Raw genomic sequence first — 18,799 nt, 5'->3', positions numbered from 1 at the left:
GGAATTGAATTCAAATGAGGATAATTTTTCTTATAACATATATAATAATGTGAACTAACAAGTACTAAGTGAAGAACAGTACATTAACATAACATTAACAATGAGCGGTCTTATAAGTGGTAAATCCCGTTAAAACAGCTAGGTAACAAAGAAAACCTTAGTGTGAATTGCTATAAGAATGTCTTGAAATCTCCCTAGTAATATAAATACACTCGAACAATATTTATTATCTGAATATTTAAAAAGTTTAGTTGAATTATATAAGCTTTACAAATACGGTTTACATACAAGTTTTATATAAGAGTCTTATATAAAACTTGTATGTAAACTAGATAATTTGTTTTTCGATTTAACTACGATATAAAAGCATTATATTATACACTTCATATGTAAAGCTTATATATAAGGTGTATAATATTTACTGGAATTTTTATGCTAAAAAAATTGGTGGTTTTTAATCTGTTTTTTTAGAATTTCGATTTGGTTTTTTTAATAATCTTTTTTGAAATGTCAATCACATGAAATTTAAGATTGATATAACATGTATACGCATTATATATAAGGCGTATAAATAAACCCTTATAAAATATATATTAATTCTATTTTTAATTTTATAAGTCTTATATACAAGTCCTGTATATAAGTTTTATTTATAATGACTTGATATACGACGTGTAATGATGTACTATGTTTCTAGGAATAATTAACCAGTGTTCTAAGGGGGGGACGACTTGAACGAAGTTTTAAGTGAAAAATATCAAACAATCAAGTTTGCAGATGAAGTAGTAAACATGTTTGCTGATATACTTGAACAAGATGAGATACTCTATAGTGTATTTCTATACATAGGAAACATAGTAAATAAACAATTTCAAGAGACGAAGTACATGAGGGGCATATCTATTAATGAAATAGTGGAAAATGTAGTTATTGATAGGAGAGTAAAGAAAAAAAAGGGAAAATCCTATTCTTTAGAGGTTGAACGTACGAATATATCTAGACGTTCAGCTGAAATAAGTGTGAGTACACTATCATCAATGTCTTTAATCTATGAAAAAACCATGCACCCATATAAATTTTTGATCTCAACTTATAGAGGGCAACAAGTACTGATTGAGTTAGGGAAAAGAAAAAAGGTAAATAAGGAGAGATAAAATAATGGCAAAAAACTTCTTGAAGAATGAAGTGGCAGTTAAAATGACGATGGTTGGTTTTGGTCAAGCTGGTACTAGAATGGTAGATAAATTTGCGGAATATACACATACAGATGGTACAGCAGTATATAATTGCTTAGCACTAAATAGTAATGATGGAGATCTAGCTGAATTAAAAAATGTACCCAAAAGTAATCAAGTTTCACTGAAATTAGGTGGTTTAGGTAAGAATCCTGAGCGTGCAGTAAAAGTCCTTGATTCAAATGAGGAAGCAAAAGAAAAGCTAAAAGAATTTATTACTGAACGAGTAAGACCTTCGGATGAACTTGTTTTATTTTTTGCAGGTTTAGGTGGAGGAACTGGAACTTCTACAATCATTAAGGCTATTGAAGAATTTTCGGCTTTTCATAACAAGCCAGTAATCAGACAAGAATTACAAAAAGTTGCGCAGCTATATCCAATGTCTGAAATCAAGGCGAATCAAGCGAAGTTTGCGAGAATAGCCTTTGAAAATGCTATTGAGCGCAAAGACTTTATTAAAATGGGGATTGTTGTAACTCTTCCCGTCCGAGCAGATGGGCCTGATGTATTACGACAAGTAAATAAATTTTCACAGGAAATTTGGAAATTAGCAAATGATAAATCAAAAGGTGTAGCATTTGTTGTGTTTGCTGATAACCAGCATTTTTACGATGAATTTAAGGAATTGAATGAAAATGAGAAAAAAGGTATCGCTAATTCACGAGATTATGCAAATCAACGTATTAGTGAAATTATTCATGAGTTAAATACCGCTGCTAATGGATCTGGTACATCTGTAATACTGGATTCTCAAGATTTTAAACGTATTTTACTTGAGAAAACGGGCTGTTTAGTAATTAATAAGGTTTCACGTAATATGAATCAAATAGAAAATAGCCATGCAATTATAGAAATGTTCCAAGAATCATTAAGAGGAAGCTCTTTCCATCCCCCGATTGATTTGATGAAGAAGAACGATGATGGTTCTGTTGAAGCATCAAAAGTACATCATTTTGGTATGCTTGCTATCCTAGATGAGCAAAAGAATATTAATGATTCCTTTATGGATGACGCTAAGGTAGAAGTTTCAAATAATTTACCTATAAATGGTACAGTTTTTAATGGATATTTGGTAAGTAAGAATGATTTCTTAGGAACTGTATATACCTTCTATAAAACCGATGCATTACCATCGAGATTATCTAAAGGTTTAGTTGAAGAATTTAATGAATTTAAAGAAAGACAAAGCCAAATTCAGTATAAAAAGTCTCAAATTAGTACGATTGAAAGTACAGATGAGGATGAGGATTTAGGTTTTGCATTTGGAGATTTTATTGATATGGGTAGTGACGAAGAAAATAATAATGCTGGAGCAAATGAAGATGAAGATCTAGCAGATTTTCTAGATCCAGATAAGATGTTTGGTACTACAAAATAATAAAAAAGTCTGGACTAAGTTCCAGACTTTTTTATTATTCCACTGAATCCATAAGAGATTTTATATACTCAATAATATTATCTTGTATGTACTGCTCTATGAAGAGTTGTTTTTTACTCAAATCTTCCTCTTTTTTAAACCAGCCTGCTTTTCTAGTACGCTCTTCCTCAGGTTTATTATTCCATAAGCTCTCTGCTTGCTTTCTTAATTCCTGGCGTGCTCTATGCTCAATAATAAAATTATCAAGCCTATCTTGGCGTTGGCGTAATTTTAGCGCTTCTACATCTTCTGGTTGTGGTAACTGCTTTAATATACTCTCTACCTTCTCTTCATAATGAGATTCAATATGTTTTATTTTTTCTTCTAACTGTTTGGTTACCATTTTTTCAATAATTTCTGCAGTAGCTTGAAGGTTTAATTCAGTGGATACCTCATTTGTTTGATGTTCTGGTGACACTGGTCTTAAATCAAACTGGTGAGGTAAAAGGTCAATAATTGCATCTAAAGACCATTTCTCATCCCTTTTCTGCTTTATAAATAGAGCAATTTCAAGATCTAAAGCATTATAGAGTTTTTCATTTGTATTTTGAGTTCTTAAAGTTTCATGAAGTCCCTTTTCTTCTAGGATATTGAACCAATTATAAACTGTATTATGATGACGTCCTACTAGTTTTGAGAATTCTGTTATCCGCCATGCTTTTTCGAAAATATTATCATCTAATATATCATCATCGTTAATTTGATGGTCTTGTTTTTCATTTTTTTGCTCAATCATTGTAACTACCTCCTCAAAAATCAACTCATAAATAACTAATTATAATTAACATGTGATCTGAAATTAACATGTTAGCTAGTATTTCGATAATATTTGTGAAAATCCCTACTAATTCAGTGAATTACATGAAATATGAAATTGACATGTAAACATATACTTGTTAACAAAACGTTAACCTTCAGTATAAAATTCGGTTAAATTAGCAACTTTAGTACCAATTTGAAATATATAATTGGTAATGTTTTGTTAATGGGAATATATATATTATGTTAGTAGCACTACTGATAGTTGCTATGAGATTAACAAATTAGGCTACTTAATATTAATGATAAGGAAATAAAGCTATTTTGTAAATAAGTTATAAGGATATAATCCAGGTATATAACGGAAAATACTCATAGTAACGTCCAAAATGTAATTATCACGTATAAAAACTAGTAAAAAGTAAATAATATTAATGTAGATTTAGTATTGTTCAATAAACAAAACGGTATTTAAGGATATAGGAGCACAATCATAATACTTTGAAGAGGTTCGTTCCTGCTCCCTATTTACGTACTACATATAAGTTAGGATATACTTATGTATATTAAATTAGTATAGAATGTACAATTTAAGTTGCATATTGCATGTCATGATAGAAATCTATGTAGTTAGTATCAACAAAACGATCTTCATCAGTATTTAAGAGTAAAATGAGCCCGTGAATTAACATTGACATAAAACGCGACATTGACATGAAATCGACACTAAAACAACCTGCCAGCAACACACAAATACATATTGTTAATGTCTTGTTAACTATAATAGACGTATTAGCCCTGTGTTCACATGTTGAACTAAAAAGATTACCTTTTAACATGAAATGTGAATCGTAAACGAAGGGTTTTATGGGTAATTTTGAGGAAGTTTTTAAGATACTAAAGTTTGACGTAGAATAATCCTGATGATGTGTTTTTGTAGATATCCGATCTCTGGTACATACTTGTATATATTAATAAGATCATAAACAAGATGATGAGATTGATATGTGAACTGAAATTAAATAAGTATACGTCGAATACCCACGAAGATAACATTGACATGAAATGAGAAATCGCTATGAGATCAATATAACATTAACAAAGATTATTCAAACTAAGAACGGATCACCCTAGTTGTTAATGTCATGTCGATCAGAGATAAAAACTACCATTTAGACTTAGAGATACTAGTTATTCTAATGGGTGTTTATGACTTAAACTCCCTTAAAAATTAAATAAAAGTAATTGGTAATAAAATATAGCATGCGCTGGTTTGTTAGTTGTTACATCTCATTAACTAATAATAAATGTAGATCTACAAAATGTTTTTACGTTAATTCACATCTGAGTATCATAGTTTGATATAACATGTAAAATATTGATATGAAATTAACATCTATATATTTTTATCTCGTTTCATATCAATGTTAATTGATATATCAATTTCAATCAGGTGGATTAGTATCAGCTAATTGTTTATATGACATTAACAAATCTGGTTATGTACTTCAAATTGTGTTAAAAATTAAATGAAGATAGATTTTCTTTGAAACCTTCTTGATCAAGGCGGTTTATAAAAAGAATGGTGTAGCATATTTGAAATTTAGTTGTAAATAACAGTTGTAATGTTCAGGTATTAGACTTATTTAGTTGGGCATACTATAAGTATGAGTTCTTTTTTTTGATAAAAAGTACAGCTAATATCTTTACAATCTATAAATATAGATTGTAGTTTTTATAGTATTTAAGTGGAAGAAATGGTTTTGTACATCATTCAAATTTAAGTATGCACAAACTAAAAGTCATTTTAATTCTTATGAGGAAAACATGTTATGGATGTATATTCATCATTAGCATGCTCTTTTGTCTAATAGTTACATTAGAAACTCAAAAGCTATTTTATAATTTTTGTTTGCGAAATATGTAATTACTAAGTTGGCTTAGGTATGAACTGGATGAGTTAGTTTTACCTATATTCATCTCTCAATATGAAATTTCATGTCAATGTCAGTTGATATGTTAATATCAACTGAACGTGTTTGTACCACCTTATTGTTTACATAACATTAATATGTTTTAGTCGTTTGCTGTTAGTTATGCTATGAGTACTATAAAGATTGTTTTGTATCTAAAGTTCTCTAAGGTAAGGAATATATTAAATGAATGTTTTTTTACTTTTGAAATTTAGTTGTAAATATAAATCGGAATTTTGGTATGAAAACCCTGTACTTAGATATACTAATAGTATTACCTGAATTAGGTGATTAAATGACATATGCAAAAAAAGAAAAAGGTTAATCAATTAGAAGCATTATTTTTGTGACTTTAATTAATAATTGCGAAGTAGTATTGACATTTAGATATTATAGAGATAATCTTGTACATAAGTCTTATTGATTAAAATTAATATACGAATCGAGAGATATTTAATTCTTGCTAAACGGACACACCGAGGGCATATACCTGCCATTGGTGTGTCTTTTTTTTATTTAATAACTAGAAAATGATAAGGAGAGTATTAAAGAATGAATGAAATTATTAGTGAAAGCAAAAGAAGATTTGATAAATATTGTAAAGATAATCAAGTTTTTGAGGAGAGAATTAATTCTCTTATTAACTACTATTTTTTACTGCTTGCTGATCGTGTAAACATTTTACAAGATAGAGAATTTAATAACGAGGTCGAAGAGAAGCAATTTAAAAGCAATCTCAAAAGATTTGAAACATTATTTCCAGCTGCTGCTAAGAATGCATTTCTAAAAGGATATCAGCTTGGTTTAGAGTTTTTCAAACATCCAGAGACAGTGATTCCGGATTCTCTATTTATAAATCCTAATTTTGTACAAGATATTCCTTTTGCGATTGTAAATGCAGCGGAATTTAGCATTTATGAATTAGTTCGAACGGATGAAACACAGGAATTTAGTGTATTTGCTGTTCGAACGTATGAAGGCATTAAACCCATAATGGAGCAAGTATTTTGTGAAATTGCATTGTTTGGTGCGGAAATTTCGCTTGAGCATGAACGTGAGGAAAGAGGACTGAAAGTAGTTGAAGGAAAAACAACTACTTTTACAAATGTTCCAGTAGATCGTTTATTTACAATTACTCCATCTGTAGCTGCTAATGTTGTGCATGCGGACGGCCGCTGTGAAATCTGGAGTCTAAACTGGAATACAAAATTAACTTTAGATAATCCTTTTATTGAATTAGCACAAGTAACCATTGTTTACAAAGACAAGACAGAAATACAAAAAAATCTTCGGGATGGATTTATATATGAACAAAGTTTATTTAGTGCGATACCGTTAGAAGAAATAGAGGATCGTTTAGAGGTTAGAGTCAAATATAACCTTATTGATAATATGCCATGTAATTTGGAGGGGTTTGAAATAGAATCACTTCTCACCGAACTATTAACAAAAATACAAAACGCAACAAAAGTGCCTTTTGAAAACATGCTATTACTTTAAAGTGATTTTCTATCAAAGAGGAGTTTTTCATAATGAAAAAGATTGTATTAGCTATTAGTGATACTGTGTATACGGCATATTTACGTGAGGATTTTGTTGGTGCAGGATTTGAAGTAGCTGATAGTGATGTCATGCACATAAAGTATTTAGATGAAATTCTAGATACGGAGCAACCTGATATTCTATGTATTAATGACAAACGATTAAATATTGATGCGGGACACGAAGATAAGCGAGAATTAATTATTTTACAGAAGTTAAGAGACATTCGCTTTCAGCGGGATATTCGCATTGTAGTATTTACAGAGCGTGAAAATAATGATGAATTTTTAGCGAAACTGATTTATCTAGGTATCTATGACATTTTTAACTCTCGTAAAATTGATATTGATAATAAAGTCATCCCGCAGCTGCTACAGGAATCGGGTATTAAAAATGTGGTGGAAATTGTAGGAGCAAGTCAAGCACCGCAACATACGAAATTGCCTGAAGTTCCTTTTGATGAGGAAGAAGAGAAAGTATCAAGTGAATTAGAGGAAGGTAACAACAGTGAATCACACTCTACTTTAAAATTATTTAAAAACAAACAAAAGCGTAAGTCTATTCAGGAAGAAACGCCAAAAGCGCCAATTATAAAAAAACAGTATAAATTGGCTTTTGAGCCAGTATATGAGAAACAAATTGGTATTGCTATTCCAAGAAGAACAATTGTTGTGGCCAACATGAATAGGAGAAGTGGTGCCACTTTTGTTTCACATCTTTTAGCCGCTTACTTAAATGAACTACAGATTGATGTGAATTATATAGAGAATCTATATGATGATGGTTATACGTATCCGTTATTAAAGGGATATACAGAAGCGCCAGAAAACTATCGTAGTGAATTTATGTTGCAGCGATATAAAGAGATGCTACAGAAGGAATCTGATATATTATTAATTCCAAAATGGAAGCAAGGAAGAATAAATTATATTGTAAAGAATCCTATAGTTGACCAAGAGCTTCAAAACGAAACAGAGCAGGACTTCGACCATTTTATTAAGGTTTTATTGGCCAACCAAGAAGCACCTATATCTATTATTGATGCAGGGAGCGATTGGGATAAAGATTTATACCATGAGATATGTGAAATGGCGGATTACATATTCTTTGTAGCGGAACCAGATCTGCATCAATTGCTAAAGATAGCGCATCCTCTTACATCAAAAGAGAGAAAGCTCGTTTCTTACTTAGCTTTAGAGAAAACGAGAATCATTGGGAATAAGTTTTCTTCTACTCTTTTAAAGCATGAAGTAGTAGAAGAATGTTTTGGAGATAAGGTATTAACTGCCCTACCACCATATGAGATAGAAGATGTATTTGAATCTCAATTAAATAGTAGTACGTTACTATCTAGTCGGAACTATTACAAAGAGCTAGAAGGAATAATGAAGGAAATAGCAGAGGTATTGATACCAAATGAATTATTGAAGCAGAAGAAAAGTTCTATATTAAGTGGATTTCGATTTCGAAAGTCTGAAAGTTAAGGAAGGATGAAGAGGGATGCAAAAGTTTATTGTTGCAGCAAGCATGTTGTTGTTATTTGTAGGTTGTCTATTTTTTGTAACTGATATGGTGATTGGAGATACAACACATACTGATAATAAATCGTCTTTAGAAAGAGGTGGCGAGATAGCTTTGGCTAAGTCTGTAAAAATAGGTACTCTTCGTGCAGAAGAAGAAATAGCTATTGATGCAGAAAAAGCGAAAAAAGAATTTGAAAAAGCGTATAACAGTAATGCGGATTTTAAAGATCCTGCTTCAAAACGTAACTTCACTGTCCATGATGTACAGGAGAAACCAGCAATGGTTGCTGTCGAAGGTGATGCAGAAGCTGCTAGTTATTTTAGACAATTTGATGAGAAAAAAGAAACAATAAAGAGTAAAGCAAGAAGTATTATTATCTACGATACAAATGCAAAAGAAAAACAATTAGGTGGAAACGTAAAATAAAGAAAAAGAGTAGGTGCATTAAGAATGCAAAATACAGTAACTACAGCTCTATTCCTTACCCTTTCTTTATTATTAATCAGCCTTTTACCCGAAGGTGTTTTGTATGGAATACAGTTAGTGAAAGCACATAACTTTGCTTCTGATATGGTTGGAATCGCAGAGAATAATGGGGGATTTCAATATGATTACAATGGAAAAAGGGTTGATTTAATCCCAGGGATAGAGAAAAGGATGAAGGAAGAAAAGATGGATGGTTGGAAGTATGAGTATACAAAGGGACGTATTGATCATAATCAATCCCTTTCTTTTAAGGTTAAGGCAGAACACCATTTCTTCATATTTAAGCTGATTGGGGTAGATGGTATAAAGGCTCCAATATGGGCGAGTAAAGATGGAATGGGACAAGTGTATTTTAAGTAATAATAATTCAAAGATTTTCACTATAAAAGACTATACTGAAAAGTATAGTTTTTTTGCTAGAAAAATATATTTAAAAATAAATATATAAAAATACTTTACAAGCCTATTTCTATATGGTAATATTTTCCATATAGAACAGCGGTTATAAAAAAACGCTAATTAATAAATTAATATGTTAAAGTATCTGGATTTTATGTTTAAATTCGGTACAATAAAAGAATCTATAAAAAAACTAATATATTTGGAGGAACAAACAATGGCAAACAAATTTTTAAAAACAGCAACAGCATTAACAATTATGGGTACATCATTACTAGGAGCAGGAGCATTTACTGCTAAGGCTGATAACACAGATTCACTAAAGTTCAATGATGTCCCAGCAAATCATTGGTCTACAAAAGCAATTTATGATTTAACAAACCGTAAAGTAGTGCAAGGGTACGGAAATAATATCTTTGGCTTTGGTGACAATGTAACTCGTGGGCAAGTTGCTCGTATGATTTATATGTACGTTAAGCCAGCAGATGCAGATGCTAGCTTCAAAAATCCTTTTACTGATATTAAAGGACACTTGTTTGAAAAAGAAATCAGAGCACTTGCTAAAGCAGGACTTGTAAATGGATTTGGTGATGGAAAATATGGTCCAGATGATATTTTAACTCGTGAACAAATGGCACAAGTACTTACAAATGCTTTCAAATTCAAAGCTACTAAGACAACATCGTTTACTGACATTGATAAAAACTCATGGGCATTAAAAGCAATTAGTGCATTAGAAGAAAATGGCGTTACTATTGGTACTGGAGGTAATATGTATTCACCATATACACATGTAACCCGTGAACAATATAGCCAATTCTTATATAACTCTATTAATGCAGTAGAAAAAGAAACAAAACCAGAAGTGAAACCAGACCCGAAACCTGAAGAAAAACCAGAAGTGAAGCCAGACTCGAAACCTGAAGAAAAACCAGAAGTGAAGCCAGACCCGAAACCTGAAGAAAAACCAGAAGTGAAGCCAGACCCGAAACCTGAAGAAAAACCAGAGGTGAAGCCAGACCCAAAACCTGAAGAAAAACCAGAAGTGAAGCCAGACCCGAAACCTGAAGAAAAACCAGAAGTGAAGCCAGACCCAAAACCTGAGGAAAAACCAGAAGTGAAGCCAGATCCAAAACCTGAAGTACCAGCTGGGGTAGATGCAAATCTTGTACAACCAAATTTCAAATACAATCCTACGGTTCTTGAGAATCCAAATGTAAAACAGCAACTAGCTCCAGAGGCTCAAAATCTATTAAAAGAAATAAATAATAAATATAATACAAATCTAAAATATGATAATTTAAATGGTGCTGTGACTATACTAGATAAAGACATGTACTATCCAGAAGGTTCATATATTGGTGGTCAATTTGTAATAGAGGGTGGGGGGAATAAGTTTAAAATCGGATTCCTAGATAATAATGAAGCAACGGTAGAGTTAACTAAAAGATGGGTTACTTACTTAACGGGCCTAAACGTAGACCAAGAAATTCAAGAAACAATTAATGCAAAGGGAATTAACAACTATGTAAAAGGAAATTATAAGGTTCGTATAGGACAAACTATGGTACAAAATACAATGTATATTTACGTAGAAGCTAAATAATGATATAATTTCTGTAAAATGTTAAAAACTTAATATTATATTTAATAAAGATGCGGAAAGGACACACCTAACGTACCAGACTATGGTATAGGTGTGTCCTTTTTGTGTTTTAGGAGGAAAAACAATGAAATTAAAAAGAGGTTTATTGGTGCTTTGTACTTCTACCGCTCTAATTTATCCAAGTATAGTAAATGCAAAGAATAATGATGTGCCTTTTTATGATGGGAAAAATGATACCTTTCTTTCATCTAAGTATTTACAACTTCCTGGTAAATACTTTCGTCCTGGTAGTGGATATGCACCCAAAGAATCTTTATATAGAGCTGACATACATTTCCCTGCTGTATACAATGGTTCTTTTAATTGGGGTAATCCTAAAGAAAATTTGGTTCAAGCTGAAGATTCTTCAGAACCTTATATTCGAATTGCAAATGAGGGTTATTTAAACGGTTCAGTACCGGCCGGTGACCGCATGGTGACTGAAGTAGAACGGGTAAATAAGTATGTTATATCTGATAAGTATTGGGGTAATCCGGATTTTGTTTTAGACAATATAGATAACCACTCGATAAATACCTATGAAACTTATAAGGAACTAGGACAGTTTTATTGGATTCGTGATATTGCTTATCTTTCTGGTGGTTATGCGGGAGCGGGTGCTGTAGAGGGGATTGTGCGCCCATAAGGGCCTTGTAAACTCTGATTTAGTAAATCAGCGGGTGAAGTGAAACAAGATAACAACCCGACACCGGTAGCCTTATCCGTAATCGAAAGTGAGCGGGGAGTGTAGCATGGCTGCAACGGGATAAGTCACTCTAATGTCATGAGTGCGACTGAATTTCTAGGTGTACCGTGGTAAACAAGGTTGAATGCTAAACTGCGTGAAGGATAAATCAAGGGGTCTTATCGACGACCATATCGAAATAGACATTGAAACGATATGTCTCTAGTTCAGCTCATCTATTTTTTGTGGAGAGAGGTGTGTTTCACACTAGAGAACCAACTAAAGTACATTAGTAAAGATTGAAAGTCCCAACCGACATTACTACAAACTATTTACAAGGTACTAAATGGGGATTACCTAAGTGGAAGCGCCATTTATGGCTATAGAGGATGATTTCAAGGTAAAAACCAAGAAATGTGGCTCTTGAATATTCCATATGGTAACGGAGCCTTCGTAGTAGTCAGAGATAGGGAAAGCCTATCACACTAACGTATGACAAATTACGTTAGGTCATGGTTGTGAAATCAGGATGGCGAAGGAAGGTAGTCAATTAGTTCATGATGATAATAAACAGGAAGGAAGCGAGATGCTGATGAGAAATCCAGTTTATGTATTGAACACCTTGTCGAAGAATACTATTAAAGAAAACTATAAGTTCAAAAGATTATATAGAAATCTTTATAATCCAGAATTCTACTATAAAGGTTATCAAGAAATATATGCCAATCCAGGTAATATGACCAGAGGAACCATAAATAAAACTGTTGATGGCTTCTCAAAAAATAGAGTATCTAAAATCATCAACAACATTAAAAATGGTAACTATAAACCTACTCCTGTTAAGCGAGTATATATTGATAAAAAAGGGAGTAAGAAAAAACGTCCTCTTGGGGTACCGACATTTGACGATAAACTTGTCCAATTAGTAATAAAGTATATCTTAGAAGCAATTTATGAACCAAACTTCTCTGAGAACTCACATGGATTCAGGAAAAATAGGGGTTGTCATACAGCTTTGAAACAAATTAAAAAGAGTGGTAATGGAACTAAATGGTTTATTGAAGGTGATATTCAAGGTTTCTTTGACAATATCGACCACCATATCCTAATTAACCTACTAAGAAAACGTATCAATGACGAAACACTCATCGGATTAATATGGAAGTTCCTAAGAGCTGGGTACATGGAGGATTGGCAATTCCACAAAACATTCAGTGGAACACCACAAGGAGGGATTCTCAGTCCTCTTCTTGCCAACATATATCTAAACGAACTAGATATATACATGGAAAAATACGCTGAAAAGTTCGGAAAAGGTCAACCAAAAGACAGAGAAGTTGATAAAAGATATCAATACTTACACCTCAAAATAAAAAGAGGGCGTAAGAAAGCAGACTTACTAAGAGAACAAGGTAAACACAATGAAGCTCAGGAATTAATCGAGCAAGTCAACGAATGGGTTAAGGAAAGGGGACAACGTCCCTACTACAATCCAATGTCGGATAAATTTAAGTCACTAAAATATGTTAGATATGCTGATGACTTTATTGTAATGATAATCGGCAGTAAAGATGATGCCAAAGCCATTAAATCTGATATAGCTCAATTTCTCAATGAAGAATTAAAATTAACTTTATCAGAAGAAAAAACACTTATCACCCACTCTAGCAAGAAAGCAACATTTCTTGGGTACAACGTCAATATCACTAGAAACGAGTTATTTACCAAATACTCGGTGAAAGGTGCAAAAAGAAGACATCACAATCTAAAAGTAAGACTTGAAATCCCCCATGAAACATGGCGAAATAAATTACTTGCCCTGAATGTTTTAGAAATGAAGTATGTGAATGGGAAAGAAACTTGGAAACCAAAGCATAGACCGGAAATGGCACACCTAGATGATTTGGAAATACTACATAATTATGTATTACAGATCAGAGGGATGTACAACTACTACAAATATGCAGTTAATTCAACGGTACTCCAAAAATTCAGTTACGTTCTAGAATACAGCATGTATAAAACATTCGCCAATAAATATAAAAGCTCAATCGGAAAAATTAAGGGGAAATATTGCAAAAACGGTGTATTCATAGTCAATTACAAAGATAAAAAAGGCAAACAACACTCTCATTCTTTCTACAGGGAAGGATTTAGAACGGTTGATATAACTAAGATGAAAACACAAGAAAATAACATCGACAACTTGTTAGCCTCAAGAGTTCATATGTCAACAACTAGTCTTATGGATAGGTTGTCAGCCAACAAATGTGAACATTGTGGTAAAACCGATTCTAACTTAGTAATGCACCATGTCCGAAAAATGAAAGATGTTGAGAAAGGCAAAGCCAAATGGCAAAAATTAATGATTGCCCGTAGACGCAAAACATTAGCCGTATGTGAGGATTGCCATAATGAAATTCACTATGATATGAGAGTAGAACTTATAGCGAAAAACAGAAAAAAATAACTTTGACAAGCAATTGATGGAGAGCCGTATACTCTGAGAGGAGTACGTACGGTTCGGTGAGGGGTTTTGAGAAACCTATCATAGCAATATGACAAGGCGCTCGCTTCCTACTCTACAATAAGTACAGTTTATGGTATGTACGCACAAATAAGCCGGAATTAAAAGATTTCAAAGCTTCAAGTAGTACAAAGGATGTACCAGTTAAATTCACATTTAATGGTTTTGAATATGTAAGTAAAAATAAAGGATATAATGATCGGGATCCAAGTGGCACAACAGTAAATCCATATCAAGCAGCTGCAGGTGAACGGAACCGAGTTAAATGGATGTTAGATATTACGAAAGATGGTGAAACTGTGCATCATCAAGAAAATTACTTGCGTTCAACTCCACAAAAAGATAATGAAAGGTCCAATGAAGGAGATGCTGGAAAGTTTGTAAAAGATGATGTGAAATGGCAGCCGCAAATGTGTGGGCAATATACTGCGAAAATTAAAGTGCTTGATGCTGTTCAGAGGGAATCGAACGAGAAAAACGTTGATTTCACCATAGATGGTAACTGTGGTACAGAAGTAACACCTAATCCAGATCCAGGTGATGAAGATGATTTTAAATATAAAATTGATTTCTCAGCTGACAGAATTGAAGGAGAAACAGCAAGAGAAGGAAAGAATATTAAAACAAGAGTAGATGTATCACGTGATAATTTTAAACCAGAGCGTGATCAATATAGAGTAAAGGTAAACAACAACATTAATAAGTCTCAACAAGAAATAAATAGCTCTGAATTGGAAAGAGATGGCGCTCAATCTAGTCTAAGTTACTGTCGCCGCAATCCAATTCATGAAGTAGATGCCGAGGGAAAGGATCACTATTATGATAGAGACTGCTCTTGGGAAGAAAATAAACTAGATAGTGCGGCAAGTAAGCTAGATAATGCAAGACAGAAGTTCGAAAAAGAGAAGAATAAACTTAAAAAGTTAGATATTTTAGAAGAAAAATATACGAATCCTGAAACAGTAGTTGTGTTAAAACATAACGGACAACAAGTATCATCACAAAAGGTAAGATTAACTGAGGGAGAAAAGAAAACCTTAAACCTTGATTGGCAACATAAAGGGAAAGGAACAATTCAGGCAGAAATTAACCCTGCGGGTAATCGCATAGACATAGAGGAAACTACGTATAAAAATAATCCTATTAAAACAGCAATCTATGAACCTTCAAAAGAAAAGGCAATATGTGGTGTGACGAGTGTAAAAGGTGTAGTAGAAACAGTAAGTGAACGCGTATCAAAAGAAGATATAGTTGGGAAAATGTATTATGAAACCTTGACAGGGAGTATTGATAATTTAGCTCCTTCTAAGCTGCATTCTGGTTATGGATTTTCGTATGAAGTAAACGGAAAATATAAAAATGACTGGAATGAAAATTACCCTGGTGTATTTGCTGCTGCTAAGGCACAATATCCATTTGCAGACGAAGGATTAAAGTCTACTCAAGATTTAGAGAAGAAAGAACTTAAAGATAATACAGCGAAGTTCCTACCTAAAAATATGTATTTATCTGAAGCGACAGGACATGTTTTTGATAGTAAAAGACCAACTAAGTCTTTATATTGGGATGGACAAGAGAAAATTATTGATGGTGGCCAAAAATGGTATTCACCACTAAAGACAAAAGACGGTGTATATACCTTTAATGTAGAAACAGCTTCAGCAGGTATCAATGAAATGAGTTTATGTTTAACTGGGCAGGTAGAGATTAAGGGTGTTGCGTACGATGATTTCATAAAAAGAAGAGTATTTCCTGATGATCCATTCCCTGGAGGAAGTGGAGTAGGATGGAATTGGGTAGGGAATGAGGAACTACTTCATAAACTGACGGATTGGTATTACATGAAGACTGGGAAATAAACATAAAATATAGTATAATTAGGTGGGTCGACAAAATAATATATCCATCTTAACTAGTAGCTGAATGGATAAACCAAAGGCACATTCCTTAATGGGATGTGCCTTTTTTTTTCATAGAAAGGGGAAATTAGAGTGGATAAAAAGAAGAAACAACGTGTTAGACGTGTAATTATTATGGGGATTGTTGCAATGATTGCATCGCTTTACATTGGAAACGAATTTCAAGATCGGAATGGGAAAAGCTATGCTCCTGCAAAGTATTTTGAAACAGGAACGAAATTGATTTCGTATTAAAAGTACTTTGCTTTGTTTCATTAACTATAGTAGATGAATATACATGACATGTACTATAGTTGATGTTATAATATGTGTAGAAGTATTATAACAATAGTTTTTGCATAAACTAAAGAAGACGAAGTGCTGGTAACACTTCGTCTTATGTAACTGCTACCGCAAGGTGGATGGTTGCTAAAAAAGAGTTTATTTTTTCTTAGAATCACCCTTCAAACGCTTGCCGGCATTGTGGGTGGTTCTTTTCGTTTTTCGTCGCTTTTTTTGTATTTGCTTCCAAGACGTTGATAGGTATTTACCTACTCGTTTTGCAAAAAATACAGCGACTTCTCTAGCAATTACTTTCAGTATCTCAATTGCTATCGTGAAAAGTATATCCATTCGATCACCTCCTTTCTCCATAAAATGAAAGAGAAAGGATAGCAACCGACCACCCTGAAATATTCAGTTACGTTATATTCATTATACCATATTTATAGTTGGGTTAATAGCTTAAAAACCTTGATATGACAACGTTTTTAAGGTTTTTCAAGTTTTGGGATCAGAGATTTGAAATGGTAAAAATAATATTTTTTTTAGAAATGATTGACATGAAACTCTATATATCATAATATTGAAATTGTAATATTAAAGAAATCAAATCCAACATTTTCATATAGACTTTAGATTAGCTAAAAGGACACACCTAAGGCGCATTATGCCATAGGTGTGTCCTTTTTTTGCGTTTAAAGGCTACATAAGGAGGAATACAAACATTGAAGCCATCTAAGTTTCAAAAGAAGCAGATTGTTGCGGTAGGTCTAGCCGCTGCAACAGTAGCGGGTATCTATGGATACAATCATTTTGCAGTCGAAAATGCAGTAAAACCAACAAAGATCGTTGTAGCCGCAAAGGATATACCTGCACATACAGAGATTAAAGAAGACATGCTAGTGGAACGAACATTACCTGGTGATGCCATTCCACCAAATGCATTACGTGTAAATAAAAAAGAGGTTGTAGGTAAGTGGACAAATGATGGGCAGCCCATTACAGAAAATAGCTATCTCTTTAAAAACAAAGTAGTAAAGAAAGAAGAGTTACCGGACTCTGCTATTTTAAATTTGAAAGATGGAGAAGTTGCTTTCCCGTTACTCGTTGATTTGGAAACAAGTTCAGGGAATAGTATTATCCCAAATACGTATGTGGACTTGTATTTCAAACAAGTTGTGAAAGAAGGAGACAATGAGAAGGTTGTTTTTGGTGGTCTGTTCCAACGTGTACGTGTTACGGCTGCAAAAGATAGCAATACAGAAGATGCATTTGTGTTAGAAAAGAAAGAATCAAAAGAGGAACAAGAAGGAAAACAAAAGCCAAAAGTAACGCGATTATATACACTGGCTGTTTCACCTGAACAACTTCAATATCTAAACCGTGCGAAAACGCTTGGAGATGTCATTCCAGTTGCAGTTGGACAAAAAGTAGAACAAACAGGGAAAGAACTAGAACCTGCTGAAGGATTCTCGCAAATATCTGATCAAAAGAACATTTTAGACTATGTAGAGAAGTATTCGACCAATCCCATATCTAAAAACGTAAAAGAGTATGTAGCGCAGTATCTGAACGAATCTAAGTAAGAGAGGAGTTTTTAAGATGGATCGGCAAGTAAGAATCATTGCCTTTTATGCCACAAACGAAAACGTAGGAAAAAGTACGTTAAGTATTACGATGGCAAATGAGTTAGCTCATCTAGGGAAAAAGGTGCTTTATGTAGAAGCGGACCAGGTAAGACCAAGTTTTGCGGTTGGAACTGGTCTTAGCCATGAGAGTAAAAACATGTTAGAGCTTGTAAGAAAAGAAAATGAATACAATCTCTTGCAGTATATTTGTACGAAGCAAGATTTACTAGAGAAAAAAGTAAATCCAAGGTTGATACAAAAATTACACGATAAGATGGATTTTCTTGTATTTCCATCAGGATATAACCTAGCTCAATTCCCTGAGATTCAAAACAAAGAATTGTTTGTAACGACATTTATTGAATCACTTGTAGACACAGAATACGATTATATCATTCTATCGGTGCCGACTGAACTATCGGAGGTGTTGAGTTATCCAATCCTATACCAAGCAGACCTTGTTGTTCATGTGCTAAATGGCAATCCTCGTGGTGCATTAGCTATCAAACGTGAATTACAACTAATAGAAGATGCAAAGTTAACATTACCTCAAATGATTCATGTGCTAAATATGGCAGATGAGAATTATGTAGAAGATATTGAAAAGCTTTCTTCCCAAAAAATTGCGGTGACAATTCCGTATGACAGGGATCGTACGAGTTATGAATGGGGGATGCAATTTGGTTCCCCGCAAATTAATACAAAGGTCCATCACATTATGGAAGTAGCTGGTCTTAATATTCCATCTCAGCATACATCCTCTATGAAAAAGGGTCTCTTTGGTTTACGAAGTTAAAAG

14 protein-coding genes and 1 pseudogene are annotated in these 18,799 nt (G+C 33.2%); 13 read left to right on the top strand and 2 right to left on the bottom strand.

Annotated elements, in window-relative coordinates; all coding sequences use genetic code 11:
• Window positions 1-731: 731 nt before the first annotated feature.
• Both QCI79_RS29795 and QCI79_RS29790 read left to right on the top strand, forming a co-directional pair.
• A complete protein-coding gene (locus QCI79_RS29795; protein WP_021728015.1) occupies window positions 732-1,154 on the top strand; it encodes a hypothetical protein in 423 nt (140 codons plus the stop codon).
• A 4-nt stretch (window positions 1,155-1,158) separates the two neighbouring features.
• The gene (locus QCI79_RS29790; RefSeq protein WP_021728016.1) at window positions 1,159-2,613 is read left to right on the top strand and encodes an FtsZ/tubulin family protein; all 1,455 of its coding nucleotides are present in this window, start codon (window positions 1,159-1,161) and stop codon (window positions 2,611-2,613) included.
• A gap of 34 nt (window positions 2,614-2,647) precedes the next feature.
• Here QCI79_RS29790 and QCI79_RS29785 read toward each other — a convergent pair whose 3' ends face one another.
• Entirely contained in the window at window positions 2,648-3,388 is a 741-nt protein-coding gene (locus QCI79_RS29785) for a MerR family transcriptional regulator (protein WP_021728017.1), read from the bottom strand.
• Between the two features lie 2,548 nt (window positions 3,389-5,936).
• On the opposite strand from QCI79_RS29785, the gene QCI79_RS29780 reads away from it, so the two are divergent.
• The 9 genes and pseudogenes from QCI79_RS29780 (at window position 5,937) to QCI79_RS29740 (ending at window position 16,345) form a co-directional block, all read left to right on the top strand.
• The gene (locus tag QCI79_RS29780; RefSeq protein ID WP_001002555.1) at window positions 5,937-6,884 is read left to right on the top strand and encodes a hypothetical protein; all 948 of its coding nucleotides are present in this window, start codon (window positions 5,937-5,939) and stop codon (window positions 6,882-6,884) included.
• A gap of 32 nt (window positions 6,885-6,916) precedes the next feature.
• Window positions 6,917-8,410, top strand: a complete 1,494-nt coding sequence (locus tag QCI79_RS29775; protein WP_021728018.1) for a hypothetical protein — start codon at window positions 6,917-6,919, stop codon at window positions 8,408-8,410.
• Window positions 8,411-8,426: 16 nt separating this feature from the next.
• Entirely contained in the window at window positions 8,427-8,876 is a 450-nt protein-coding gene (locus tag QCI79_RS29770) for a DUF5411 family protein (RefSeq protein ID WP_048549432.1), read from the top strand.
• Between the two features lie 24 nt (window positions 8,877-8,900).
• Complete coding sequence (locus tag QCI79_RS29765; protein WP_048556165.1) at window positions 8,901-9,296, top strand: DUF4320 family protein; 396 nt, start codon at window positions 8,901-8,903, stop codon at window positions 9,294-9,296.
• 193 nt (window positions 9,297-9,489) lie between these two features.
• Window positions 9,490-10,941, top strand: a complete 1,452-nt coding sequence (locus QCI79_RS29760) for an S-layer homology domain-containing protein (RefSeq protein WP_080350647.1) — start codon at window positions 9,490-9,492, stop codon at window positions 10,939-10,941.
• Window positions 10,942-11,065: 124 nt separating this feature from the next.
• Window positions 11,066-11,614 (top strand): annotated as a pseudogene (locus tag QCI79_RS29755) (hypothetical protein); the annotation flags it as partial.
• Window positions 11,615-12,257: 643 nt separating this feature from the next.
• Window positions 12,258-14,135, top strand: a complete 1,878-nt coding sequence (locus QCI79_RS29750) for a reverse transcriptase domain-containing protein (protein ID WP_031310562.1) — start codon at window positions 12,258-12,260, stop codon at window positions 14,133-14,135.
• 326 nt (window positions 14,136-14,461) lie between these two features.
• On the top strand, window positions 14,462-16,051 hold the full coding sequence (locus QCI79_RS29745; RefSeq protein ID WP_228220196.1) for a hypothetical protein: 1,590 nt from the start codon (window positions 14,462-14,464) through the stop codon (window positions 16,049-16,051).
• A 132-nt stretch (window positions 16,052-16,183) separates the two neighbouring features.
• Window positions 16,184-16,345: a hypothetical protein gene (locus QCI79_RS29740; protein WP_021728198.1), complete on the top strand. Its 162-nt coding sequence runs from the start codon at window positions 16,184-16,186 to the stop codon at window positions 16,343-16,345.
• Between the two features lie 186 nt (window positions 16,346-16,531).
• On the opposite strand, the gene QCI79_RS29735 is transcribed toward QCI79_RS29740, so the two are convergent.
• Window positions 16,532-16,723 carry a hypothetical protein gene (locus QCI79_RS29735; RefSeq protein ID WP_000353181.1) on the bottom strand — a complete coding sequence of 64 codons (192 nt, stop codon included), beginning with the start codon at window positions 16,721-16,723 and terminating at the stop codon, window positions 16,532-16,534.
• 374 nt (window positions 16,724-17,097) lie between these two features.
• Between QCI79_RS29735 and cpaB the strand changes: the two genes are divergently transcribed.
• Both cpaB and QCI79_RS29725 read left to right on the top strand, forming a co-directional pair.
• On the top strand, window positions 17,098-17,958 hold the full coding sequence (gene cpaB / locus QCI79_RS29730) for a Flp pilus assembly protein CpaB (protein WP_050062468.1): 861 nt from the start codon (window positions 17,098-17,100) through the stop codon (window positions 17,956-17,958).
• 16 nt (window positions 17,959-17,974) lie between these two features.
• On the top strand, window positions 17,975-18,796 hold the full coding sequence (locus QCI79_RS29725; protein WP_021728075.1) for an AAA family ATPase: 822 nt from the start codon (window positions 17,975-17,977) through the stop codon (window positions 18,794-18,796).
• The last annotated feature ends 3 nt before the right edge of the window (window positions 18,797-18,799 follow it).

Source organism: Bacillus cereus group sp. MG1 (assembly GCF_040460035.1).
Classification (GTDB): Bacteria; Bacillota; Bacilli; order Bacillales; family Bacillaceae_G; genus Bacillus_A; species Bacillus_A cereus.
The sequence above is the reverse complement of the archived record's forward strand: the minus strand, read 5'-3'. Positions and strand labels throughout refer to the sequence as shown.